Origin of the sequence: Oxalobacter aliiformigenes, from assembly GCF_027116575.1 — a bacterium.
Lineage (GTDB): Bacteria > Pseudomonadota > Gammaproteobacteria > Burkholderiales > Burkholderiaceae_D > Oxalobacter > Oxalobacter aliiformigenes.
Map to the genome: position 1 here is coordinate 2,163,899 of NZ_CP098252.1, position 20,985 is coordinate 2,184,883.

Genomic DNA, 20,985 nt, shown 5'->3' on the forward strand with positions numbered 1-20,985 from the left:
CCATTGCGGCAAAACCGGATAAACCGGCTAAAATAAAAGTCGTATTTCATTCTATTTTCAGGGAGGCAAACATGATTAAAGTCGGCATCGTCGGCGGTACGGGATATACAGGTGTCGAACTGTTGCGCATTCTTTCCGCCCACCCGGATGTGGAACTCACCGCCATTACATCACGGGGAGACAGTGGAACTCCTGTCGCGGATATGTTTCCTTCCCTGCGTGGTATCGTCGATCTGGCTTTTACCTCTCCAGACGAATCGGATCTGCAAAAATGCGACGTCGTCTTTTTCGCCACTCCGCATGGTATCGCCATGTCCCATGCAAGGGACCTGCTTGCCACCGATGTCAGGATCATTGACCTTGCCGCCGACTTCCGGCTGAAAGACACAGCGGAATTCGAAAAATGGTATGGTATGCCGCATGCCTGCCCGGATATATTGAAGGAAGCGGTTTACGGACTGGTTGAAGTCAATCGCGAAGCAATCAGAAAAGCCCGGGTCATCGGATTGCCCGGTTGTTATCCCACATCCATACAACTTGGCTTTGCCCCGCTGCTAAGTCAGGGCAAACCGCTGGTCAATGAATCCATGCTGATTGCGGATTGCAAATCGGGTGTTTCGGGGGCTGGCCGAAAAGCGGCGGTCGGATCGCTGTTTTCCGAATCGGCAGACAACTTCCATGCCTATGGCGTCAAAGGCCATCGCCATCTCCCCGAAATCGTTCAGGGACTCAAGGCGATAACCGGCAATACCCGTGAAATAGGCCTGACATTCGTGCCTCACCTGACTCCCATGATCCGGGGAATACATTCAACCCTGTATGCCACTCTGAATCCGGAATCGTCGGATATCGACATCCAGGCATTGTATGAAAACCATTACCGTAACGATCCGTTCGTCGATGTCCTGCCCGCTGGCTCCCACCCGGAAACACGGTCCGTACGTGCCTCGAATTATCTGCGCATTGCGGTACACAGACCCGGAAACGCCAATACACTGGTCATTCTTGTCGTGGAAGACAACCTGGTCAAAGGCGCTGCAGGACAAGGCGTCCAGTGTATGAACCTGATGTTCGGCCTTGACGAAACGACCGGCCTCAGACAGGTTCCGGTATTGCCATAATGCATGACAAACAGAAATTCCGGAACATGTTTATAATGAATGTACTTTTAAATTCCGGAGTAAACAATGAGTGACAATCAAGAAATGCCGGCACCGATCAATTTCACCGACAATGCCGTAAAGAAAGTCGCCGAACTGATTGCCGAAGAAGGTAACCCCAATCTGAAATTGCGTGTCTTTGTGCAGGGCGGTGGTTGTGCAGGTTTCCAGTACGGCTTCACTTTCGACGAAAACGTCAATGAAGACGATACAACCATGATGAAAGACGGAATCCAGCTTTTGATAGACCCGATGAGCTACCAGTATCTTGTCGGTGCCGAAATCGATTACAAGGAAGATATCAACGGATCCCAATTCGTCATCAAGAATCCGAACGTCACCACAACTTGTGGTTGCGGTTCATCATTTGCCCCCTGAATTCGTTCCGAACACAAAAAAGGACGCAGATCTGCGTCCTTTTTTGTCCTTTCTTCCGACAGAAAAACCACATGAACCGGCCATCTGGCAGACTTTTCCGGTTTCTGCTATACTTGACTAAAATATTCAACTAATAGGCATTCAGGCAAAATCCCATGCGATTGACGACGAAAGGACGTTTCGCGGTAACGGCTATGATAGACGTCAACCGATACCAGCAAAACGGTCCGGTTCCTCTGGCAGGTATCAGCGAGCGACAGGATATCTCTGTTGCTTATCTGGAGCAACTGTTTTCTAAACTCCGTCGCGGAAATTTGGTCAAATCGATACGCGGTCCGGGAGGTGGATACGTTCTGGCGAAAGACGCCGGAGATATCACTATTGCCGATATTGTCTTTGCCGTAGATGAACCGCTTGATGTCACACGCTGTGGCGGCAGCGGCAATTGCGCGAAAGGCAGTATCAAATGTGTCACCCATAACTTATGGGCGAGCCTGAATGAAAGAATCATCGATTATCTGGAATCCGTCACATTGTCTGATCTTTCCGGAAAAGAAACAGGCACAGCGCAGGACAAACAGAATTCCGGCAAAATTGCGCTTTATGCAAAACCGGCGAAACAAAAGGATATGACAGCATGAACAATCCGGCACAAACCACACAATGCAGCATTCTGAGGGAATTGACACACGATGCGACGCATCCCGTCTATATGGATTATTCGGCCACGACACCCGTTGATCCACGTGTAGCGGAAAAAATGATTCCTTATTTATGCGAAAAATTCGGCAACCCGGCCTCAAACAGCCACATATACGGCTGGGAAGCGGAAAAAGCCGTTGAAGAAGCACGGTCTCATGTCGCGGCCCTGATCAATGCCGACGCACGCGAAATTGTATGGACTTCAGGCGCAACGGAAGCAAACAACCTGGCCATCAAAGGCGCCGCACAATTTTACAAGACAAAAGGCAGACACATCATCACAGTCAAGACCGAACACAAATCGGTTCTGGACACATTCAGGGAACTGGAACGTGAAGGATTCGAGGCGACTTATCTGGATCCCCAGGAAAATGGTCTGATCACCCTGGAACAGCTGGAAAAGGCTATTCGTCCTGATACCATTCTGGTGTCCGTCATGATGGTCAACAATGAAATCGGCGTTATCCAACCGGTGGATGAAATCGCCGAACTCTGCCGAAGCAAAGGCGTGATTTTCCATTGCGATGCCGCGCAGGCCGCCGGCAAGATGGAAATTGACCTGCAAAAGACAAAAGTGGATCTGATGACCCTGACCGCACACAAAATATGCGGTCCCAAAGGGATTGGAGCACTGTTCGTACGCCGTCGTCCACGTATCCGTCTGGAAGCCCAGATGCACGGAGGCGGACATGAACGAGGCATGAGATCGGGCACGCTTGCCACACACCAGATTGTCGGTATGGGTGAAGCCTACCGGATCGCCAGGGAAGAAATGAAAGAAGAAGTGGCACGGATAAAGGTACTTGCCAAACGGCTTGCCGATGGACTGGGCCAGATTGAAGCCGTTGTCTTCAATGGTGATATGGAACACCGTATCCCTCACAACCTGAATGTCAGTTTCAACTACGTGGAAGGCGAATCGCTGATGATGGCAATGAAAGGACTGGCTGTTTCTTCCGGTTCAGCCTGTACCTCTGCCAGTCTGGAACCTTCTTATGTGCTTCGTGCACTGGGCCGGAGCGATGAGCTTGCCCACAGTTCCATCCGTTTCACGATCGGACGTTTCACAACGGAAAAAGAAGTGGACTTCGCCATTGATCTGGTAAAAACCCAGGTTGCCAAATTGCGCGAACTCTCGCCGCTTTGGGAAATGTACAAGGACGGTATCGATATCAGTACCATTCAGTGGGCCACTCACTGAAAACGATTGCTGGAGAACAGGAAATGACTTATTCGAACAAGGTAATTGACCACTACGAAAACCCGCGCAATGTCGGAAGCTTCGACAAGGATGATGACACTGTCGGCACAGGAATGGTAGGCGCTCCGGCCTGTGGCGATGTGATGCGTCTGCAAATCAAGGTCAACGCCGACGGAATGATTGAAGATGCCCGTTTCAAAACCTATGGCTGCGGATCGGCAATCGCATCCAGTTCACTGGTCACAGAATGGGTAAAAGGCAAAACACTGGATGAAGCGCTGAAAATCAAGAATTCCGAGATAGCGGATGAACTGGCCCTTCCTCCTGTCAAAATCCACTGTTCCATTCTGGCGGAAGATGCGATCAAGGCGGCTGTCGACGATTATCAGAAACGACAGGAAAAAAAGAACAAACTCAAATGACGCAGGAAATGACATGGCAATTACACTGACTGAAAAAGCGGCCAATCACATCACCCGTTTTCTCGAACGACGGGGAAAGGGCATCGGGCTACGATTCGGCGTACAGACAACCGGCTGTTCCGGCATGTCTTACAAACTGGAATATGTTGACGAACCCCAGGCCGACGACAGGATTTTCGAATCCAACGGCGTCAGGATTTTCGTCGATCCGAAAAGTCTTCCTTATCTTGACGGTACGGAACTGGATTATGCACGCGAAGGTCTGAACGAAGGATTCAGGTTCTCGAATCCGAACGTAAAAGATACCTGTGGCTGCGGAAACAGTTTCAAGGTCTGATTCTGTCCGGTACATTTCATTATGCAGAATTATTTCGAGTTTTTTAACCTGCCTGAACAATTTGCGATCGATTTACAGGGACTGGATCAGGCCTACAAGAAAATTCAGAGGCTGGTTCATCCCGATCGTTTTGTCACCGCCACCGAAGCGGAAAAACGGACGGCCATGCAATGGGCCGCCATGGCCAATGACGCTTACCGGACTCTTGGCGATCCGGTCAGACGAAGCGCTTATCTCTGCGAGCTGAACGGATATCATGTGCGGAAAGAAACGCATGTATCAATGGATCCAGAATTTTTGATGCAACAACTGGAATGGCGTGAACTGCTGCAGGAAGCCCGTGAAACGGGAAACAGGCCAATGCTCGAAAAACTGGCGGAACAACAACTTCACGTACGCCAAAAGCAAATGGAAGTTGTTGAAAACTCGCTGAACCGGCGCCAGTACGAAAATGCTGCGCAGGAAATCCGGAAAATGATGTTCCTCGAAAAATTCGGAGAGGAAATCGGCCAGGCTTTTGATGAACTCGATTCCAAACACTGAAAATGGCACTTCTCCAAATTGCAGAACCGGGCATGTCTGTCGCGCCACACCAGTTCCGTCTGGCTGTCGGTATCGATTTGGGTACGACGCATTCGCTGGTGGCGACAGTTCGCAACAGTATCCCGGAAGTACTGGAAGACGAATCACAGCGTCCGTTGCTGCCTTCAGTCGTCCGCTATTTCCCCGATGGTCATACCGAAGTAGGCTATGAGGCCAAACTGGCACAGAACCGCGATCCGAAAAACACGATCGCCTCCGTCAAACGCCTGATGGGAAGAGGCCTGAAAGACATTGCCAACAGGGAAAGCCTGCCATACCAGTTTGTCGACACCCCAGGCATGGTACGAATCGAAACGACTGCCGGACAGAAAAGTCCTGTCGAAGTTTCCGCCGAAATCCTGTCTGTTTTGAAACATCGTGCCGAAGAAGCGTTTGATGAACCGCTGGCTGGAGCAGTCATTACCGTTCCGGCCTATTTTGACGATGCACAGCGTCAGGCGACCAAGGATGCAGCGAAACTGGCAGGAATCCATGTCCTCCGCCTTTTAAGCGAACCGACTGCGGCAGCGATTGCCTATGGTCTCGATAACGCGTCAGAAGGAATTTACGCCGCCTACGATCTTGGTGGCGGGACATTCGATATATCCATCCTCAAACTGAATAAAGGCGTTTTCGAAGTATTGGCCACGGGAGGCGATTCACGACTCGGCGGGGATGATTTCGATCACCGGATCTTTTGCTGGATTATTGAAAAAGCCCATCTGAAACCGCTTTCTGCCGAAGATACCCAGCTTTTGATGACCAAGGCGCGTGAAGCAAAAGAACGGCTTTCCGCACGTGCCCGGGTTACAGTCAACACCCTGCTTTCTTCGGGAGAGAAAATCAATCTGGAACTGACGGCAAAAGTATTCGAACAAATGACGCATCCGCTTGTCTGTCGAACCATGCAGCAAGTCAAAAAAACCATACGCGATGCAGGTATCTCCATTCACGATATCAATGGAATCATCCTGATCGGAGGTGCGACACGCATGCCCCATGTCCGCAGGCAGATCCAGAAACTGTTCGGAAAAAAACCGCATGCCACAATCGATCCTGAAAAGGTTGTCGCACTTGGCGCTGCCATGCAGGCCAATCTTCTGGCGGGAAACCGTGCCCCGGGAGACGACTGGCTGCTGCTCGACGTCACTCCTCTTTCCCTCGGTATTGAAACCATGGGAGGACTGGTTGAAAAAATCATTCCGCGCAACTCGACTATTCCATGCACTTATGCGCAGGAATTCACGACCTTCAAAGACGGACAAACGGCATTGGCCATTCATGTCCTGCAAGGAGAACGGGAACTCGTCGATGACTGTCGTTCTCTGGCCCGTTTTGAATTGCGTGGCATTCCCCCTATGGCGGCAGGTGTCCCTCGCATCCGTATCACCTTTCAGGTCGATGCGGATGGGTTGCTTTCCGTTTCCGCCCGCGAAACCCATTCGGGGACGGAAGCATCCATAACCGTCAAACCTTCCTACGGTCTGACCGACAAGGAAATCGCCGCCATGCTGGAAGAGTCGGGAAAAAATGCTGAAACCGATATGCAGGAACGTGCCTTGAGAGAAGAGCGGGTTGAGGCCGAACGGACGATTCAGGCAACAGAAACCGCACTGGAAACCGATGGCGACCTCCTGAACGAAACGGAACGTACCGTAATAAAAGCCCTGATCGCCGCAACTCGTGAAACACTGCAAGGACATTCCGTTTCCGCCATTCATGAAGCGATCGAGGCATTATCCAGAGGTACGGAAAACTTTGCAGCCAAACGTATGAACCGAAGTATAAAAAAAGCATTGTCGGGCAAAACTGTCAACAATGTCATCTGATCCTGTTCCAGAATAAACATGCCGAAAATCACTGTATTGCCACATAACGTACTTTGTCCTGAAGGCGCCACTTTCGAAGCCCCTGCAGGTGAATCGATCTGCGACGCCCTGTTGGACAATCACATCGAAATAGAACATGCCTGCGGAAAATGCGGTGCCTGCAGTACCTGCCATGTCATTGTCCGCAAAGGTTTCGATTCACTATCGAAAATGAGCGAAAAGGAAGAAGACATGCTGGACAGGGCATGGGGACTTGAAGCTAATTCCCGACTTTCCTGTCAGGCAAAAATCGGCAACGAAGATCTGACGGTCGAAATACCCAGATATACCATCAACCTCGTCAGTGAAAACCGCTGACATTCAGACAGGCACGACAAATATGAAATGGTCCGATACCCGACGAATTGCAGAAGAACTGGTCGATCGCTACCCCGATACCGATCCGCTAAGTATCCGGTTCACGGATTTGCATGACTGGATCTGCCAGCTGGACGGATTCGACGATGATCCGAACCGGTCCAATGAAAAAATCCTTGAAGCCATTCTGATGGCATGGATAAAGGAAGCGGAAGACTGATACCCTTTCAACGCCAGAAACGATCAGCGTCTGTTCTGTTTCAGGATCTTTTGCTGCTCCCGTTGCCAGTCACGCGCTTTTTCGGTCTCACGTTTGTCATATTGTTTTTTGCCCTTGGCCAGTCCGATTTCACATTTGACGCGGCCTTTTGAAAAGTGCAGATTAAGCGGTACCAGTGTATAACCGGCCCGTTCCACTTTTCCGATCAGCTTGCTGATCTCGGACGCATGCATCAACAGCTTCCTGTTTCTTACCGGATCCGGTTTGACATGGGTCGATGCAGTAGGCAAAGGACTGATGTGGGAACCAAACAGAAAAATTTCACCCGACTTGACAATGACATACGCCTCTTTGAGCTGCACTCTTCCGGCCCGAATGGATTTCACCTCCCAGCCTTCCAGAGCCATCCCTGCTTCAAAGCGTTCTTCAATGAAATAATCATGAAAAGCTTTCTTGTTATCGGCAATAGTCATAAATTAACTGGCATCCTTGTATAAAATAGCGATTTTATCAAAACCATTCAGCTCCGATGACAATCGTACACAAATCGGTATTGCTCAACTACACTGCAGAACAAATGTATACGCTGGTCGAAAACATGGAAAGTTATCCGTCTTTTCTTCCCTGGTGCAACAGTGTCGATGTTTGCAGAGACGATGTCAACCATACTGCAATCGCGACAATCTCACTGAATTTCTGCGGTATCAAACAGAGTTTCACCACCTGCAATACCAATACCGCGCCGACATCCATTCAGATGAAACTGGTTCGCGGACCATTCAGCAAACTGGACGGCCGATGGACATTCACTGCGTTAAATGAACGTCAATGCCGTGTCGAGTTACACCTGAATTATGATTTTTCCCATTTTTTTCTCGAAAAACTGGTCGGTCCAGTATTCGACATTGTGTCAAACAGTCTCGTCGATTCTTTCTGCGAACGGGCAAAAAAAATATATGGATAATACGGAACGTTTCATACCCGTTCAGATCTGCTATGCCGAACCGAAAAACCAGATTCTGATTGACCTCGAAGTCCCGGAAAACACAAGGCTGATAGACGCGCTCAACCTGAGCGGGATTGAAAAAAAACTGCCTTTGGTGGTAAAAGAAGACAATATAGGTATCTTCGGAAAGAAAAAAAAGTTCGATACCTTACTGAAAGCCAACGATCGAATTGAAATCTATCGTCCACTGGAAAATTCTCCCCAGGACACCCGGCGTCGAAGACTTCTGAACATCGAATACAAATAACACTTCAGTTTCAGATCATGCCATGTTTCACAGAACATAGCGCAATTCACTCGCCTTGCAGAAAGCCGGATTTGTCCGTCATGCCTTTCAAAAGACCCGGTTCATTTCATCTTTTCCAAAAAACCGCGAATACAGACTTGTAAAATCCCGTATCCAACCCGAACAGACAATCCAGCCGGTTTTCCATTTCCAGCAAAAGCGCTTTTCCACCTTTTTGTCATTCATGGAAAATTCAACCCGCACGATTTTGATGGAAACACTTTTGACAGATTATCCCTCTTCATCAGAAAGCATGTCTTCGGACATGGCGGAACCATACCGTTTTTCCCACCGTTACCACACAGGCACAGACTCTTGGCATCCATACCTGCCGCAAGTCAATTTACCCGGCCCGGATACTTTTCCCTTTTATATTCAAAGAATTACAGCATCCCTGGACCCGAGCTATTTCCAAGGCGACACCACATGATTTCAAACCAACGCCCCGGGGAAAAACGGAAAAAGTGATACCGGCGAGAATTCAACCATCAGAAAAATGAACAAACAACAGATATGCCGAATGTTTCAGGCCCTGAAACCGCCGCCATGCTCAACCACAGCGAACAGACGCCGAATGTGACTAACGCCAGTATTCCGGAATTTCATCCTGTACCGGTGGCTGAGCAACTTTTTCAGGTTGTCTGACAGGGGGGTCCACAACCACATCCTGTTTTACCGTTTCATCTGCCAGACTGGTAAGACGGCGTCTGGATCTTGCTTTCTCTGCCAGCGCCCGTTTCCTTTCCTCAGGCAACTGCTGATATTCCTTCCATTTTTCCGTCTTTTTCACCGGATTCAGCTTTTTGAAACCCAGAAAATTCTGGCGTGCCATCCGACGCTGCTCCGGTGTCAGATTCAGCCAGTCACGGATATGATTCTGAAACCGCTGCTTTTCTTCAGGAGACATTTTCTCCATTTTACCGGCGACTTCAAGCCATTTCCTTTTCTGGGCAGCGCTTAATCCGTTCCATTCACTTTCAAGCGGCGCCAACAATTTTTTCCGGGATGCCGACAGACTTTCCCAGGATTCTCCCGAATGAACCGTCTCCGCTTCCTTTTCCATTCCCAAAAGCCCCCTGAGATTATCCAGAGGCAATACGGTATAAACCACTCCAACTGCGACGACAATCGCAATCACAACAGCCGATATCCATAAAGATACCGGCTTCTTCTTGCCTAGACGGTTCATTCGGTCCATCAACTATACCCCGGTAGTGGCCCTGTCCGCAACAAAAGCCCTGAAACCGCTATCGGCATAAGCAGAGGGAGGCAATTCATCCGAAAGCACCGCAATATCAATATCGGCGATTTCCCTTATCTGGCGCTGCTGCTCATGGTGGAAAATGCCAGCCATACCGATTGCCAGCGCAAGAACAGGCAAAGTCATTCCCAGTTTTCCCATCCATGACATACTGCCGGAAAGATAACTGCCTGTCCCGGCAAATACCTGCTGAAAAACACTGATATAAACCGGAGCGCTTTTTTTCTTCCGGCTTACAGCCAGCCGACGGGCCTGTTCCAGCCGCTGTGTAATACTCTCCGGCATTTCTTCCAGTTTCTCATTCAAGGCATGGCGCACCTTGTAAGCAAAATTTTCTTCATTCATACTCATAACTCCACTCCCCTTGCCTTGAGGGCCTTTGCCAGTGCATGCGTCGCACGCGAACAATGTGTCTTGACACTCCCGACAGAGCAATTCATCGCTTCCGCCGTTTCGGCAACATCCATATCATTCCAGTAACGCATGAGGAATGCTTCCCGTTGACGTACAGGCAATTTTTCGATTTCTTCTTCGATAATAGTCAATATTTCCGCTCTTTCAAGCTTGTCAGCGGATGATTCCACAATTTCCCTGTTTTCATCTCCCTGATAGACTTCAAGAACATCGAAATCATCGCCATCCTGATTCATCGACATACTTGAAAAAAGACTGACCCACGTATTTCTGACCTTTTCGCGGCGAAAGAAATCACTGATAGTATTTTGCAGGATACGCTGGAACAGCATCGGCAATTCCGATACCGGTCTGTCCCCGTATTTTTCGGCAAGTTTGATCATCGCATCCTGAACGATATCAAGCGCCGATTCGTCCCGCCGAACAGCATAGGCAGCCTGTTTGAATGCCCGCTTTTCAACACTTGCGAGAAAATCAGATAATTCTTTGTCTGTTGCCATTCGAATCGGCAGAAAATTCAGTCCTGCAAAATTAAAAAACACAGTCCCCGACTGTGTCAAACAGGTGCAAATGCTAGCAAAGATAGACCTGCTTGTGCAGATAGTAGTGTAAAATTACCCACTTTATACAATTGCTGAAGTATTGTACATTTGTAATTGAGTAGCGCTTGATCAAAATGTCGCAGGCGATTAGCTGCTACCGCCATTTTACCCCATGGCGGACGGTTTTCTCACATGGTGCTCATAATGCCGCCTGTCGTGAAGACATGCTTTGCTGTTTTGAAAGCTGTTTGCTCTGACCCGTATCACAAGTACGAGAAATTGTGCTTATTTTTCAATTTTCGAAATAAAATAAGAAAGATTGTCTCTTGCAATTTCAATTTCGTCAGGAAAGAGCATCCGATCAATTTCCAGTGGACCTTGAAAGGAAAGAAGTATGAGTTTAGAAATGACAGGCTCCGATATATTAGTCAGGAGTCTGGCCGAAGAAGGAGTAGAGCACGTTTTCGGTTACCCGGGTGGTTCCGTTCTCTATATTTACGACGCGATCTACAAACAGGACAAATTCAAGCACATTCTTGTCCGGCATGAACAGGCTGCCGTTCATGCCGCCGATGCTTATGCAAGAAGCTCCGGAAAAGTCGGTGTTGCACTGGTCACTTCGGGACCAGGAGTCACAAATGCCATTACAGGTCTTGCAACTGCTTACATGGATTCCATTCCGCTCGTACTGATCAGCGGACAGGTTGCAACTCATGCCATCGGTTCCGATGCATTCCAGGAATGTGATGCTGTCGGAATCACAAGGCCATGTGTCAAACACAATTTTCTCGTCAAGGACGTCAAGGATCTTGCTGTCACCATCAAAAAAGCCTTTTACATCGCCTCGACAGGCCGTCCGGGTCCGGTTCTGATTGATATTCCCAAGGACGTCAGCATGCAGTCCTGCATTTTCGATTATCCGAAAGAAATCGAAATGCGTTCCTACAAACCGATCGACAAGGGACATACAGGACAGATACGCAAAGCGGTCCAGATGATGCTTCAGGCAGAACGTCCTCTGGTCTATGCAGGTGGCGGCGCCATTCTTTCCGACTCGGCTCCTGAACTGAACCAGCTTGTTGACCGGCTTGGAGTACCGTGTGTCAATACTTTGCAGGGATTGGGATCCTACCGTGCGTCCAGTGAAAAATATATCGGTATGCCCGGTATGCATGGCATGTATGAAGCCAACATGGCCATGCAGCATTGCGATGTCCTGATTGCTGTCGGGGCCCGTTTTGACGACCGTGTCATCGGCAACCCGGATCATTTTTCCAGAGTCGACCGCAAAATCATCCATATCGATATTGATCCATCCTCCATTTCCAAACGGGTCAAGGTCGATATCCCGATCGTCGGCAACGTCAAGGACGTTCTGCAGGAAATGCTGGCCCAGCTCGATACGGCGCCATCCGGTTCGATCAACCCGCAGGCACTGGCTCCCTGGTGGAAACAGATCAATGAGTGGCGCAAGAAAAACTGCCTGAAATACGAGCAATCCGACCAGATTATCAAACCTCAGTTCGTCATCGAAAAACTGTGGGATGTCACCAAGGGCGACGCCTATATCGCTTCCGATGTCGGACAGCACCAGATGTGGGCTGCCCAGTACTATCCCTTCGACAAGCCCCGTCGCTGGCTCAATTCCGGCGGTCTGGGAACCATGGGGGTAGGACTGCCCTATGCCATGGGTATCCAGATGGCCAATCCGGGGGCTACCGTTGCCTGTATCACCGGAGAAGGTTCCATCCAGATGAATATTCAGGAACTGGCGACCTGCAAACAATACAACCTGACTCCGAAAATCATCATGCTGAACAACGGAGTGCTTGGAATGGTCCGTCAGTGGCAACGTCTGGATTACGAGTCCCGTTATTCGGAAACATATGTCGCATCCCTTCCCGATTTCAACAAGCTCGCCGAAGCATACGGTCATGTCGGATTCAAGATCGAAAAACCGGCGGATGTGGAAGGTGCCCTGAGAGAAGCCTTCTCCATGAAAGACAAACTGGTATTCCTGAATTTCCTGACGGATTCCACCGAAAACGTCTGGCCCATGGTCAAGGCCGGCAAGGGCCTGACTGAAATGCTCATGAGCCTGGAGGACAAATAACATGCGACACATTATTTCAGTTCTTTTGGAAAATGAAGCAGGCGCACTTGCACGCGTCGTCGGCCTGTTTGCCGCACGCGGATACAATATCGAAACCCTGAATGTCGCGCCAACGGAAGACCCGACCCTGTCGCGCATGACAATTGTCACGATCGGATCAGAGGCTGTCATCGAACAGATCACGAAGCATCTGAACAGACTCATCGAAGTCGTCAAGGTCGTCGATCTGACGGACGGTTATTTTGTGGAACGCGAAATGATGCTGATCAAGATCCGTGCCGTCGGCAAGGAACGGGAAGAAATCAAGCGAACGACCGATATTTTCCGCGGAAGAATCATCGACGTCAGCGATCGGGCCTATACTGTTGAATTAACCGGCGACAAAGCCAAACTGGATGCTTTTATCGAATCAATCGACCGGACAGCCATTTTGGAAACAGTCCGTTCCGGCGGTTCCGGAATCGGACGTGGCGAACGCATCCTGAAAGTTTAACCGGTCGTATTTTTACCATTTGGATTAGGAATCATAATGAACGTTTTTTACGATAAAGACTGTGATTTGTCTTTGATTAAAGGAAAAAAAGTGGCCATCATCGGTTATGGCTCACAGGGACATGCCCATGCACTGAACCTGCATGACTCAGGCGTCGATGTGACGGTCGGCCTTCGCAAGGGCGGCAATTCCTGGGGAAAAGCCGAAAACGCCGGTCTGAAAGTCAAGGAAGTCAAGGAAGCCGTAAAGGACGCCGACGTCATCATGATGTTGCTGCCCGATGAAAATATTCCTGAAGTCTATAACGAAAGTGTCGCTCCGGTTGCCAAACAGGGCGCCGTTCTGGCTTTTGCCCATGGATTCAATGTCCATTACGGTCAGGTCATTCCCCGTGCCGATTTCGATGTCATCATGATTGCTCCGAAAGCGCCAGGCCACACCGTCCGCAGTACCTACACACAGGGAGGCGGCGTTCCCCAACTGATCGCCGTTTATCAGGACAAATCCGGAAAAGCCCGCGATATCGCCCTTTCCTACGCCATGGCGAACGGGGGGGGACGTGCCGGCATTATCCAGACGACATTCCGTGAAGAAACCGAAACCGACCTGTTTGGCGAACAGGCTGTTTTGTGCGGTGGTGCAGTTGAACTGATCAAGGCCGGTTTTGAAACGCTGGTCGAAGCCGGTTACGCGCCTGAAATGGCTTACTTCGAATGCTGCCATGAACTGAAACTGATCGTTGACCTGATCCATGAAGGCGGTATTGGCAACATGAATTATTCCATCTCCAACAACGCCGAATATGGTGAATATGTTACTGGTCCAAAGGTCATTACGGAACAGAGCAAAAACGCCATGCGTCAGGCTCTGAAAGACATTCAGACCGGTGAATACGCAAAGAGCTTCATTCTGGAAAACAAGGCTGGTGCCCCGACTTTGCTGTCCCGTCGCCGGTTGACAGCCGAACATCAGATTGAACAGGTTGGAGGCCGTCTGCGTTCCATGATGCCTTGGCTTGCGAAAAACAAACTGGTTGATCAGAGCAAAAACTGATTTTACCGGTGAAATATCCCGAAAAAGAGCGCTTTCAGCGCTCTTTTTTGCTTCCGGTCCAACAGCCGCATTAAAATGGAAATTTGCCTCGCCAAAACTTTTAATAATAATCCTGAAACAGCTGCGCAAACGCCTATGACGCCACCACAAAAACGAGTCTCCTCTGTCCCGACGACAACTCCGGAAACCGCCAGACAGACACCGATGATGCAACAGTATCTTCGGATCAAGGCCCAACACCCGGATATGCTTCTTTTATATCGTATGGGGGATTTTTACGAGCTGTTTTTCGATGATGCCGTCACGGCATCGCAAATCCTGGGTATTACGCTGACACAAAGAGCGTCCACAGGGAAAAATGTGGCAATGGCGGGTATTCCATTCCATGCCCTCGACCAATATCTCTCAAAACTGATCGCAACAGGCGAATCCGTCGCCATTTGCGAGCAAATCGGTGATCCTGCTACCAGCAAAGGACCGGTAGAACGCAAAGTCGTCCGCATCGTGACCCCGGGAACCCTGACCGATTCAAACCTCTTGCCCGAAAAGGCCGATCGTCCGCTACTGGCCATCAATTGCCAGAAAAACCGGAAACAATGGATTCTCGGACTGGCGTGGTTATCGTTATCGAGTGGTTCACTGAAGCTGTTTGAAACCACCGTTGACGAAAAAAACCTTCAGGGCCGCCTGCAACAGGAAATCGAGAGAATCGGCGCCGCTGAAATTCTGGTTCCGGACGGCTTCGACAAAACATGGCTGACCGGATTCTCTGCCCGTATCGTCACCGTACCGGAATGGCATTTTGATCAGAACAACGGCAAAAAAGAACTGCTTGAACAACTTCAGGTCATATCGCTGGATGGTTTCGGCGCTTCCGGTCTGAATCCGGCCTTCGGAGCTGTCGGCGCCATCCTGAACTACGCGCATTCCACCCAATCGCAAAATCTCCAGCATATCAGGACACTGGCGGTGGAAACGGAAGACGATTACATCACGATGGATGCCATGACCAGACGCAATCTGGAACTGACCGAGCCGATTCGTGCCGATAGCGGACGTAACCAGTCTCCCACACTTCTGGCCGAACTGGATCACTGCAGAACGACTATGGGATCGCGCCTTCTCCGGCACTGGCTGCACCATGCCAGCCGTAACCAGTCTATCGCACGCGCCCGTCAGGCGACCATTACCGCTCTGCTTGATGCCAGTGTTATTGAAGGATTGCGCAACACGCTCGCCAATATTCCCGATATAGAACGGATTGTATCCAGAATAGCGCTCTATTCAGCCCGGCCACGTGATCTTTCCGCCCTTCGTTCGGGTCTGCAACAATTACCCGGCCTGCGTTCCTATCTGGATCAATGTGTTATGGAAGATGGCACCTCGCTTCTGAGAGAAATGCATCAGAATCTGGCGGTTCCCCGATCCTGTCTGGATCTGCTGGAACATGCCATCAGCGATGAACCCTCGGCGATGATTCGTGAGGGAGGTGTAATCGCTGCGGGATTCAGCGCCGAACTGGATGAATTGCGGGCTCTTGCAGAAAACGCCGGCCAGTTTCTGGTTGAACTGGAAACCCGTGAGAGAACCCGGACCGGCATAGCCAATCTGAGAGTCGAGTACAATCGGGTACACGGATTTTACATCGAGGTCACCCAGGGACAGGTTTCGAAAGTACCCGACGATTATCGCCGCAGGCAAACGCTCAAGAATACGGAACGTTACATTACGCCCGAACTGAAAGCCTTCGAGGACAAAGTTCTTTCTGCCCGTGAAAGAGCCCTGGCGCTTGAAAAAACACTTTACGAACAGGTATTGCAGGACCTGACGTCCTACATCGCTCCATTGCAATTGATCGCCCGAAACACCGCCCAGCTGGATGTTTTGTCTTCACTGGCATTTCATGCCGGGAAACAGAACTGGGTAAAACCCGACCTGGTTGACGAACCGGTCATCCAAATCACCCAGGGACGACATGCTGTCATAGAAAGCAGGATTGAACGTTTCATCGCCAATGATTGCGATCTGTCCGGCAACAAGAAATTTCTGTTGATTACCGGCCCCAATATGGGCGGCAAATCAACCTACATGAGACAAACGGCACTGATTGTATTGCTGGCATACATCGGCAGTTTCATCCCTGCGGACCAGGCCGTTATCGGTCCGGTCGACCGTATCTTTACACGAATCGGCGCGGCGGACGATCTGGCAGGTGGACGCTCGACATTCATGGTCGAAATGACCGAAGCTGCCGCCATCCTGAATGGAGCCACAGAACAGTCGCTGGTTCTGATGGATGAAATCGGTCGCGGGACATCCACATTCGATGGACTGGCGCTGGCCTGGGCCATTGCACACCATCTGATTGAAAACAACAAAAGCTTCACGCTTTTTGCAACCCATTACTTTGAACTGACCCAATTACCCGAAACATGTCCGACAGCGGCCAATGTTCATTTATCTGCGGTCGAGCACAAAGACAGCATCGTTTTTCTGCATTCCGTCGAACCCGGACCTGCCTCACAAAGTTATGGACTCCAGGTCGCCAAACTGGCCGGTGTACCGTCTCCAGTCATTCGGGTCGCCCGGAAACATCTGGCGGAACTGGAATCCCATTTCATCCCGGACCGCAATCAGCTTAATCTGTTTTCGTACTCTTCGGCTGACACGGAAAGAGACGAACAAAACGATCAGGATTCACGTTTTCTGCCGGTAATCGAATCACTTGATGAACTGGATCCGGATTCCCTGTCTCCTCGTGATGCGCTGGATCTGTTGTATGAATTGAAAAAACAATTAAAATCCCTGGAGTAACCCGTCCGGATATCCAATCCCGTGAACCGGGGCGATCCCGGAACGGAATTACATTTTTGTACTTTTCATTTGAATTGCCATGAGAAAATGGATCATCAGCCTTCCGCTGATCGCCACAACCATTATCCCGGTTCACGCAGCATCCCCCAATGCATCCACGGATTCGTTCTATTTTGTGGCAATGGATCAACCTGTACGCGACAATGCGAATGTACTGAAAAAAGCGTTCAGCAAACTTGGCCATATTCGTCCTGCATTCGCTATTGTCAATGGCATCAAATCAGATTCGGAATCTTGCAGCGACGAACTGTATATCGAAAGAAAAAACCTTGCCAATAACAGTCATGTCCCGACCATCATTTCAGTAACCAATGGCGACTGGGTCAACTGCAAGAACAGCAAAAGCGAATCTGTCGCCATCGAAAGACTGATACGGTTAAAAGAGATTTTCTTTGAAAACAGGTACTCACTGGGCAGCAAGCCTCTCGAACTGACCAGACAATCACTCGGCAACCGGTTTCCCAATTACCCTGAAAATGCCTACTGGCACATGAATTTCATTCTTTTTGCCACCATACATATGCCGTCGGACAACAATCACTATATTGTTGCAGCCGGACGAAATGATGAATTCGAGGACAGGGCCATTGCCAACAGAAACTGGCTGGACCGTCTTTTCCGGATAGCATCCCGCCATCATGACAAGGGCATTGTACTGATCAGTGATGGAAATCCGTTCTCACCCGGCGTTAAAAACAGACAAAACCTTACGACACGGGACGGTTTTTACGAAATCAGACAAAAACTGAACAACCTTGCAACACATTATCCCGGACGTGTACTGTTCATTCATGGTCACGGCACCGCCTCTCCGACGGAAATCATCTGGAAAGGCCGGCTTGGAACATTGGGGTTACATCCGGACTGGACACGTATCGATATCAATCTCCATACACAAACGATATTCAAAGCCGGGCCGGCTTTCCGCAAAATTCCGCGAACAGCAAAAACGTCTAGACAGAAGAGAAAATGAACTCGCTGACCAGTCTGAGTATATCCTCTCCCCACATAGACAGCCGTTTGCTTCCGATGCCGGAAATCTGCAGCAACTCATCCGCCGTTTCCGGCTTGGCAATTGCAATCTCGCGTAAAGCCGAATCCTGCAAAATGACATAGGCAGGCAAATTCTGCTGACGTGCAACCTCCATACGCCACCATTTCAGACGCTCAAACAATTTCTGTTCGCGAAGTGGCAAGGCCGGCCGGGAATGTCTCTCGGCCGATTTCGTTTTATGTCTTCTACCCGGTTTGACATAGGGACGCAATAGAACCGTTTTCTCACCTTTCAAAACCGGCCGTGCCCACTCGGTCAGTTTCAACGCATTGAATGCCTCATAATCGACAAAAACATATTGTGCGGCAATAGCCTGTCGCAAAATGGAACGCCACTCGACCTCACTCCGAGTGGCTCCGATTCCGAACGTGGAGAGACGATCGTGCCCCCATTGCAACACCTTTTCCGAACGGATCCCTCTCAATACGTCAATAACATGAGCGGAACCGAAACGCTGCCCGACCCGGTAAATCGCCGAAAGCAGCTTTTGCATATCCTGTGTACCGTCCTTTGCGACCGGTGGAGACAGACAAATATCGCAATTGCCACACGGAGAAGATGTTTCACCGAAATATTCCAGTAAACGCACGCGCCGGCAAGTCAGTGATTCACAGAAACCAAGCAGTGCATCCAGTTTGCCGATCTGAATTTGTCTGTGTGCCATATCGGCACTCGATTCATCGATCATACGCCGTTGCTGCACCACATCCTGCAGGCCATACGTCATCCATGCCGTTGCCGGATTTCCATCCCGTCCGGCTCGTCCGGTTTCCTGATAATAGCCTTCCATGCTTTTCGGCAAATCAAGATGGGCGACGAACCGGACATCCGGTTTGTCTATTCCCATACCAAACGCAATCGTCGCGACCATGACAATGCCGTCTTCTCTCAAAAACCGGGCCTGATTTTCAGCGCGTACCGAATGATCAAGACCTGCATGATAAGCCAGCGCGTTGATCCCCTGTTCAGACAGAAAATCGACGGTTTCCTCGACTTTCCGGCGCGACAGACAATACACGATCCCCGCATCGTTGCGATATTCGGTCATAATGAAATCCAGTAACTGCCGACGTGCGTTATTTTTCTCGACAATACAATAGCGGATATTCGGCCGGTCGAAAGAGGAAACGAACTGTCGTGAATGGTCCAGTTTCAATCGGCTGACAATCTCTTCCCGTGTATGTCCATCTGCCGTCGCGGTAAGCGCCACACGGGGCACATCGGGAAAATATTCATGCAGAACCGATAACTGGATGTATTCCGGTCTGAAATCATGCCCCCACTGGGAAACGCAATGCGCCTCATCAATGGCGAAAAGAGCGATTCGGGCTTTTTGCAGCCAGTTCAAGCAATGTGGCGTTACCAGCCTTTCCGGAGCGATATAAACCAGATCAAGTTCATTATGCAAAACCGCCTGCTCGACCCTGACCACTTCTCCATAGGATTGCGTGGAATTCAAATAGGCTGCCCGGACACCGGCAGTTTCCAGAGCATCGACCTGATCCTGCATTAATGCAATCAGCGGCGAAACCACTATTCCGACCCCTTCCCGGATCAGGGCCGGAATCTGATAACACAGCGATTTTCCACCACCTGTAGGCATGAGAACAAGCGCATCATGCCCCGACGAGACATGTTCTATGATCGCTTCCTGCTGTCCCCTGAAAGCGCCATAACCGAAAACCGTCTGCAAAATTTCCCGTGCCCGCGACCGGACATCCGGAACCGGTTTTTCACTGTTCATACCGGACATGGCAATGCGACCTGGCCCCCTTACTCTGCCCAGACAATCCAGCCATAGTGAGCACTAACGAGCACGAAAATTCCAAAAGCGATTCGGTACCAGGCAAAAGGAATGAAATTATGTGAACTGATATAACGCAAAAGCCAGCGGACACAGAAAAAAGCCGAAATGAACGCCGAAACCGTACCGATCGTAAATAACGGAATATCCGAAGATACAAGAAGAGCACGTTCCTTGAAAATGGAATATGCGGCTGCACCGAACAACGTAGGCATGGCCAGGAAAAACGAAAATTCTGTCGCCGCTTTTCTGGATAAACCGAACAGCATACCGCCGATAATTGTCGCCCCGGAACGGCTTGTTCCCGGAATCAGGGCAAAAGCCTGGGCACATCCGACCTTGAATGCATCGATGACCGTCATGTCATCGACTGACTCCACTCTTGCGACCGGATTCTTTTCATTTTTCCGCTCCACGAAAATGATGAGCAATCCGCCCACGATAAAAGCGGCAGCAACCGGTGCCGGATAAAAAAGAAAATCCTGAATGGCACGGCTGAACAGAACACCCAGTATCGCTGCCGGTAAAAAAGCGACGACCAGATTGACAACAAATTTGCGATCTCTGGAATTGGTAAACATTCCTCTGATCACACTGTGTATTTTATGACGATATACCCAGACAACCGACAACATGGCGCCAGACTGGATGGCGATTGAAAAAACCTTGACGTTATTGCCGGTAAAGTCGAGAAGACTGCCGGCCAGAATAAGATGGCCGGTCGAGGAAATGGGAAGGAATTCTGTACAGCCTTCTACAATTCCCATAATGAAGGCTTTAAATGCCAAAATAAAATCCATGAAAACGCCAGTTCGTGGTTAAGTCAAAAAACAATCAAGCTGTCTTGCCGCCGGTACACTCATCATATACCAGAGTGAGAGCCTGGAGTGCCCGCAA

The 20,985-nt window shown here is 49.8% G+C and carries 24 protein-coding genes; 18 read left to right on the forward strand and 6 right to left on the reverse strand.

Going from position 1 to position 20,985, the window contains the following annotated elements; all coding sequences use genetic code 11:
- Positions 1-71 precede the first annotated feature (71 nt).
- The 10 genes from argC (at position 72) to iscX (ending at position 7,188) form a co-directional block, all read left to right on the forward strand.
- On the forward strand, positions 72-1,121 hold the full coding sequence (gene argC, locus NB647_RS09885; protein WP_269283366.1) for an N-acetyl-gamma-glutamyl-phosphate reductase: 1,050 nt from the start codon (positions 72-74) through the stop codon (positions 1,119-1,121).
- Between the two features lie 66 nt (positions 1,122-1,187).
- On the forward strand, positions 1,188-1,538 hold the full coding sequence (erpA, locus tag NB647_RS09890) for an iron-sulfur cluster insertion protein ErpA (RefSeq protein ID WP_269264428.1): 351 nt from the start codon (positions 1,188-1,190) through the stop codon (positions 1,536-1,538).
- Positions 1,539-1,693: 155 nt separating this feature from the next.
- Positions 1,694-2,179, forward strand: coding sequence for an Rrf2 family transcriptional regulator (locus tag NB647_RS09895; protein WP_269283368.1), 486 nt, complete (start codon positions 1,694-1,696; stop codon positions 2,177-2,179).
- Entirely contained in the window at positions 2,176-3,441 is a 1,266-nt protein-coding gene (locus NB647_RS09900) for an IscS subfamily cysteine desulfurase (protein WP_416143567.1), read from the forward strand. Before NB647_RS09895 ends, NB647_RS09900 begins: the two co-directional genes overlap by 4 nt.
- 23 nt (positions 3,442-3,464) lie before the next feature.
- Positions 3,465-3,863, forward strand: a complete 399-nt coding sequence (gene iscU, locus NB647_RS09905) for a Fe-S cluster assembly scaffold IscU (RefSeq protein WP_269264430.1) — start codon at positions 3,465-3,467, stop codon at positions 3,861-3,863.
- A gap of 13 nt (positions 3,864-3,876) precedes the next feature.
- Positions 3,877-4,200: an iron-sulfur cluster assembly protein IscA gene (gene iscA, locus NB647_RS09910; protein ID WP_269264431.1), complete on the forward strand. Its 324-nt coding sequence runs from the start codon at positions 3,877-3,879 to the stop codon at positions 4,198-4,200.
- Between the two features lie 21 nt (positions 4,201-4,221).
- Positions 4,222-4,743: a Fe-S protein assembly co-chaperone HscB gene (gene hscB, locus NB647_RS09915; protein ID WP_269283371.1), complete on the forward strand. Its 522-nt coding sequence runs from the start codon at positions 4,222-4,224 to the stop codon at positions 4,741-4,743.
- 2 nt (positions 4,744-4,745) lie between these two features.
- Positions 4,746-6,611 carry a Fe-S protein assembly chaperone HscA gene (gene hscA, locus NB647_RS09920; protein WP_269283373.1) on the forward strand — a complete coding sequence of 622 codons (1,866 nt, stop codon included), beginning with the start codon at positions 4,746-4,748 and terminating at the stop codon, positions 6,609-6,611.
- 18 nt (positions 6,612-6,629) lie between these two features.
- The gene (gene fdx / locus NB647_RS09925; RefSeq protein WP_269283375.1) at positions 6,630-6,968 is read left to right on the forward strand and encodes an ISC system 2Fe-2S type ferredoxin; all 339 of its coding nucleotides are present in this window, start codon (positions 6,630-6,632) and stop codon (positions 6,966-6,968) included.
- A gap of 22 nt (positions 6,969-6,990) precedes the next feature.
- Complete coding sequence (gene iscX, locus NB647_RS09930) at positions 6,991-7,188, forward strand: Fe-S cluster assembly protein IscX (protein WP_269264435.1); 198 nt, start codon at positions 6,991-6,993, stop codon at positions 7,186-7,188.
- Positions 7,189-7,211: 23 nt separating this feature from the next.
- Here the strand turns inward: iscX and smpB are convergent, their stop codons facing one another.
- Complete coding sequence (smpB, locus tag NB647_RS09935; RefSeq protein WP_269264436.1) at positions 7,212-7,661, reverse strand: SsrA-binding protein SmpB; 450 nt, start codon at positions 7,659-7,661, stop codon at positions 7,212-7,214.
- Positions 7,662-7,717: 56 nt separating this feature from the next.
- On the opposite strand from smpB, the gene NB647_RS09940 reads away from it, so the two are divergent.
- From NB647_RS09940 to NB647_RS09950, 3 genes are all read left to right on the forward strand, one after another.
- Positions 7,718-8,152, forward strand: coding sequence for a type II toxin-antitoxin system RatA family toxin (locus NB647_RS09940; RefSeq protein ID WP_269264437.1), 435 nt, complete (start codon positions 7,718-7,720; stop codon positions 8,150-8,152).
- Complete coding sequence (locus tag NB647_RS09945) at positions 8,145-8,441, forward strand: RnfH family protein (RefSeq protein WP_269283378.1); 297 nt, start codon at positions 8,145-8,147, stop codon at positions 8,439-8,441. Before NB647_RS09940 ends, NB647_RS09945 begins: the two co-directional genes overlap by 8 nt.
- A 223-nt stretch (positions 8,442-8,664) precedes the next feature.
- Positions 8,665-8,910: a hypothetical protein gene (locus tag NB647_RS09950; RefSeq protein WP_269283380.1), complete on the forward strand. Its 246-nt coding sequence runs from the start codon at positions 8,665-8,667 to the stop codon at positions 8,908-8,910.
- 150 nt (positions 8,911-9,060) lie between these two features.
- Here the strand turns inward: NB647_RS09950 and NB647_RS09955 are convergent, their stop codons facing one another.
- From NB647_RS09955 to NB647_RS09965, 3 genes are read right to left on the reverse strand one after another with little or no spacing between them, the layout of a single operon-like run.
- A complete protein-coding gene (locus tag NB647_RS09955) occupies positions 9,061-9,669 on the reverse strand; it encodes a DUF3106 domain-containing protein (protein ID WP_269283381.1) in 609 nt (202 codons plus the stop codon).
- Between the two features lie 12 nt (positions 9,670-9,681).
- Entirely contained in the window at positions 9,682-10,092 is a 411-nt protein-coding gene (locus NB647_RS09960) for a DUF3619 family protein (protein WP_269283382.1), read from the reverse strand.
- The gene (locus NB647_RS09965; protein WP_269264441.1) at positions 10,089-10,655 is read right to left on the reverse strand and encodes an RNA polymerase sigma factor; all 567 of its coding nucleotides are present in this window, start codon (positions 10,653-10,655) and stop codon (positions 10,089-10,091) included. The genes NB647_RS09960 and NB647_RS09965 overlap by 4 nt, the downstream gene beginning before the upstream one ends.
- Before the next feature lie 436 nt (positions 10,656-11,091).
- Here NB647_RS09965 and NB647_RS09970 point away from each other — a divergent pair, with 436 nt between their 5' ends.
- The 5 genes from NB647_RS09970 to NB647_RS09990 all read left to right on the forward strand — a co-directional run bounded on the left by NB647_RS09970 (position 11,092) and on the right by NB647_RS09990 (position 18,203).
- On the forward strand, positions 11,092-12,810 hold the full coding sequence (locus NB647_RS09970) for an acetolactate synthase 3 catalytic subunit (protein WP_269264442.1): 1,719 nt from the start codon (positions 11,092-11,094) through the stop codon (positions 12,808-12,810).
- Between the two features lies 1 nt (position 12,811).
- On the forward strand, positions 12,812-13,303 hold the full coding sequence (gene ilvN / locus NB647_RS09975; protein WP_269264443.1) for an acetolactate synthase small subunit: 492 nt from the start codon (positions 12,812-12,814) through the stop codon (positions 13,301-13,303).
- 36 nt (positions 13,304-13,339) lie between these two features.
- Positions 13,340-14,356, forward strand: coding sequence for a ketol-acid reductoisomerase (ilvC, locus tag NB647_RS09980; protein ID WP_269264444.1), 1,017 nt, complete (start codon positions 13,340-13,342; stop codon positions 14,354-14,356).
- A gap of 135 nt (positions 14,357-14,491) precedes the next feature.
- Complete coding sequence (gene mutS, locus NB647_RS09985) at positions 14,492-17,170, forward strand: DNA mismatch repair protein MutS (protein ID WP_269264445.1); 2,679 nt, start codon at positions 14,492-14,494, stop codon at positions 17,168-17,170.
- A 79-nt stretch (positions 17,171-17,249) separates the two neighbouring features.
- The gene (locus tag NB647_RS09990) at positions 17,250-18,203 is read left to right on the forward strand and encodes a hypothetical protein (protein WP_269283384.1); all 954 of its coding nucleotides are present in this window, start codon (positions 17,250-17,252) and stop codon (positions 18,201-18,203) included.
- On the opposite strand, the gene recQ is transcribed toward NB647_RS09990, so the two are convergent.
- Entirely contained in the window at positions 18,184-20,028 is a 1,845-nt protein-coding gene (gene recQ / locus NB647_RS09995; RefSeq protein WP_269284814.1) for a DNA helicase RecQ, read from the reverse strand. The genes NB647_RS09990 and recQ overlap by 20 nt on opposite strands.
- A 29-nt stretch (positions 20,029-20,057) precedes the next feature.
- Entirely contained in the window at positions 20,058-20,888 is an 831-nt protein-coding gene (locus NB647_RS10000; protein WP_269264447.1) for an undecaprenyl-diphosphate phosphatase, read from the reverse strand.
- Positions 20,889-20,985 lie beyond the last annotated feature (97 nt).

Bases quoted from the DNA above. Each gene is read 5' to 3' on its own strand.
- NB647_RS09965 (WP_269264441.1), bottom strand. From the start codon at position 10,655: ATGGCAACAGACAAAGAATTATCTGATTTTCTCGCAAGTGTTGAAAAG.
- NB647_RS09955 (WP_269283381.1), bottom strand. From the start codon at position 9,669: ATGAACCGTCTAGGCAAGAAGAAGCCGGTATCTTTATGGATATCGGCT.
- recQ (WP_269284814.1), bottom strand. From the start codon at position 20,028: ATGAACAGTGAAAAACCGGTTCCGGATGTCCGGTCGCGGGCACGGGAA.
- NB647_RS09990 (WP_269283384.1), top strand. From the start codon at position 17,250: ATGAGAAAATGGATCATCAGCCTTCCGCTGATCGCCACAACCATTATC.
- hscA (WP_269283373.1), top strand. From the start codon at position 4,746: ATGGCACTTCTCCAAATTGCAGAACCGGGCATGTCTGTCGCGCCACAC.
- fdx (WP_269283375.1), top strand. From the start codon at position 6,630: ATGCCGAAAATCACTGTATTGCCACATAACGTACTTTGTCCTGAAGGC.
- argC (WP_269283366.1), top strand. From the start codon at position 72: ATGATTAAAGTCGGCATCGTCGGCGGTACGGGATATACAGGTGTCGAA.
- ilvN (WP_269264443.1), top strand. From the start codon at position 12,812: ATGCGACACATTATTTCAGTTCTTTTGGAAAATGAAGCAGGCGCACTT.
- ilvC (WP_269264444.1), top strand. From the start codon at position 13,340: ATGAACGTTTTTTACGATAAAGACTGTGATTTGTCTTTGATTAAAGGA.
- NB647_RS09895 (WP_269283368.1), top strand. From the start codon at position 1,694: ATGCGATTGACGACGAAAGGACGTTTCGCGGTAACGGCTATGATAGAC.
- NB647_RS09970 (WP_269264442.1), top strand. From the start codon at position 11,092: ATGAGTTTAGAAATGACAGGCTCCGATATATTAGTCAGGAGTCTGGCC.
- erpA (WP_269264428.1), top strand. From the start codon at position 1,188: ATGAGTGACAATCAAGAAATGCCGGCACCGATCAATTTCACCGACAAT.
- NB647_RS09940 (WP_269264437.1), top strand. From the start codon at position 7,718: ATGACAATCGTACACAAATCGGTATTGCTCAACTACACTGCAGAACAA.
- iscA (WP_269264431.1), top strand. From the start codon at position 3,877: ATGGCAATTACACTGACTGAAAAAGCGGCCAATCACATCACCCGTTTT.
- NB647_RS09950 (WP_269283380.1), top strand. From the start codon at position 8,665: ATGGAAAATTCAACCCGCACGATTTTGATGGAAACACTTTTGACAGAT.
- NB647_RS09945 (WP_269283378.1), top strand. From the start codon at position 8,145: ATGGATAATACGGAACGTTTCATACCCGTTCAGATCTGCTATGCCGAA.
- mutS (WP_269264445.1), top strand. From the start codon at position 14,492: ATGACGCCACCACAAAAACGAGTCTCCTCTGTCCCGACGACAACTCCG.
- hscB (WP_269283371.1), top strand. From the start codon at position 4,222: ATGCAGAATTATTTCGAGTTTTTTAACCTGCCTGAACAATTTGCGATC.
- NB647_RS10000 (WP_269264447.1), bottom strand. From the start codon at position 20,888: ATGGATTTTATTTTGGCATTTAAAGCCTTCATTATGGGAATTGTAGAA.
- smpB (WP_269264436.1), bottom strand. From the start codon at position 7,661: ATGACTATTGCCGATAACAAGAAAGCTTTTCATGATTATTTCATTGAA.
- NB647_RS09900 (WP_416143567.1), top strand. From the start codon at position 2,176: ATGAACAATCCGGCACAAACCACACAATGCAGCATTCTGAGGGAATTG.
- iscX (WP_269264435.1), top strand. From the start codon at position 6,991: ATGAAATGGTCCGATACCCGACGAATTGCAGAAGAACTGGTCGATCGC.
- NB647_RS09960 (WP_269283382.1), bottom strand. From the start codon at position 10,092: ATGAGTATGAATGAAGAAAATTTTGCTTACAAGGTGCGCCATGCCTTG.
- iscU (WP_269264430.1), top strand. From the start codon at position 3,465: ATGACTTATTCGAACAAGGTAATTGACCACTACGAAAACCCGCGCAAT.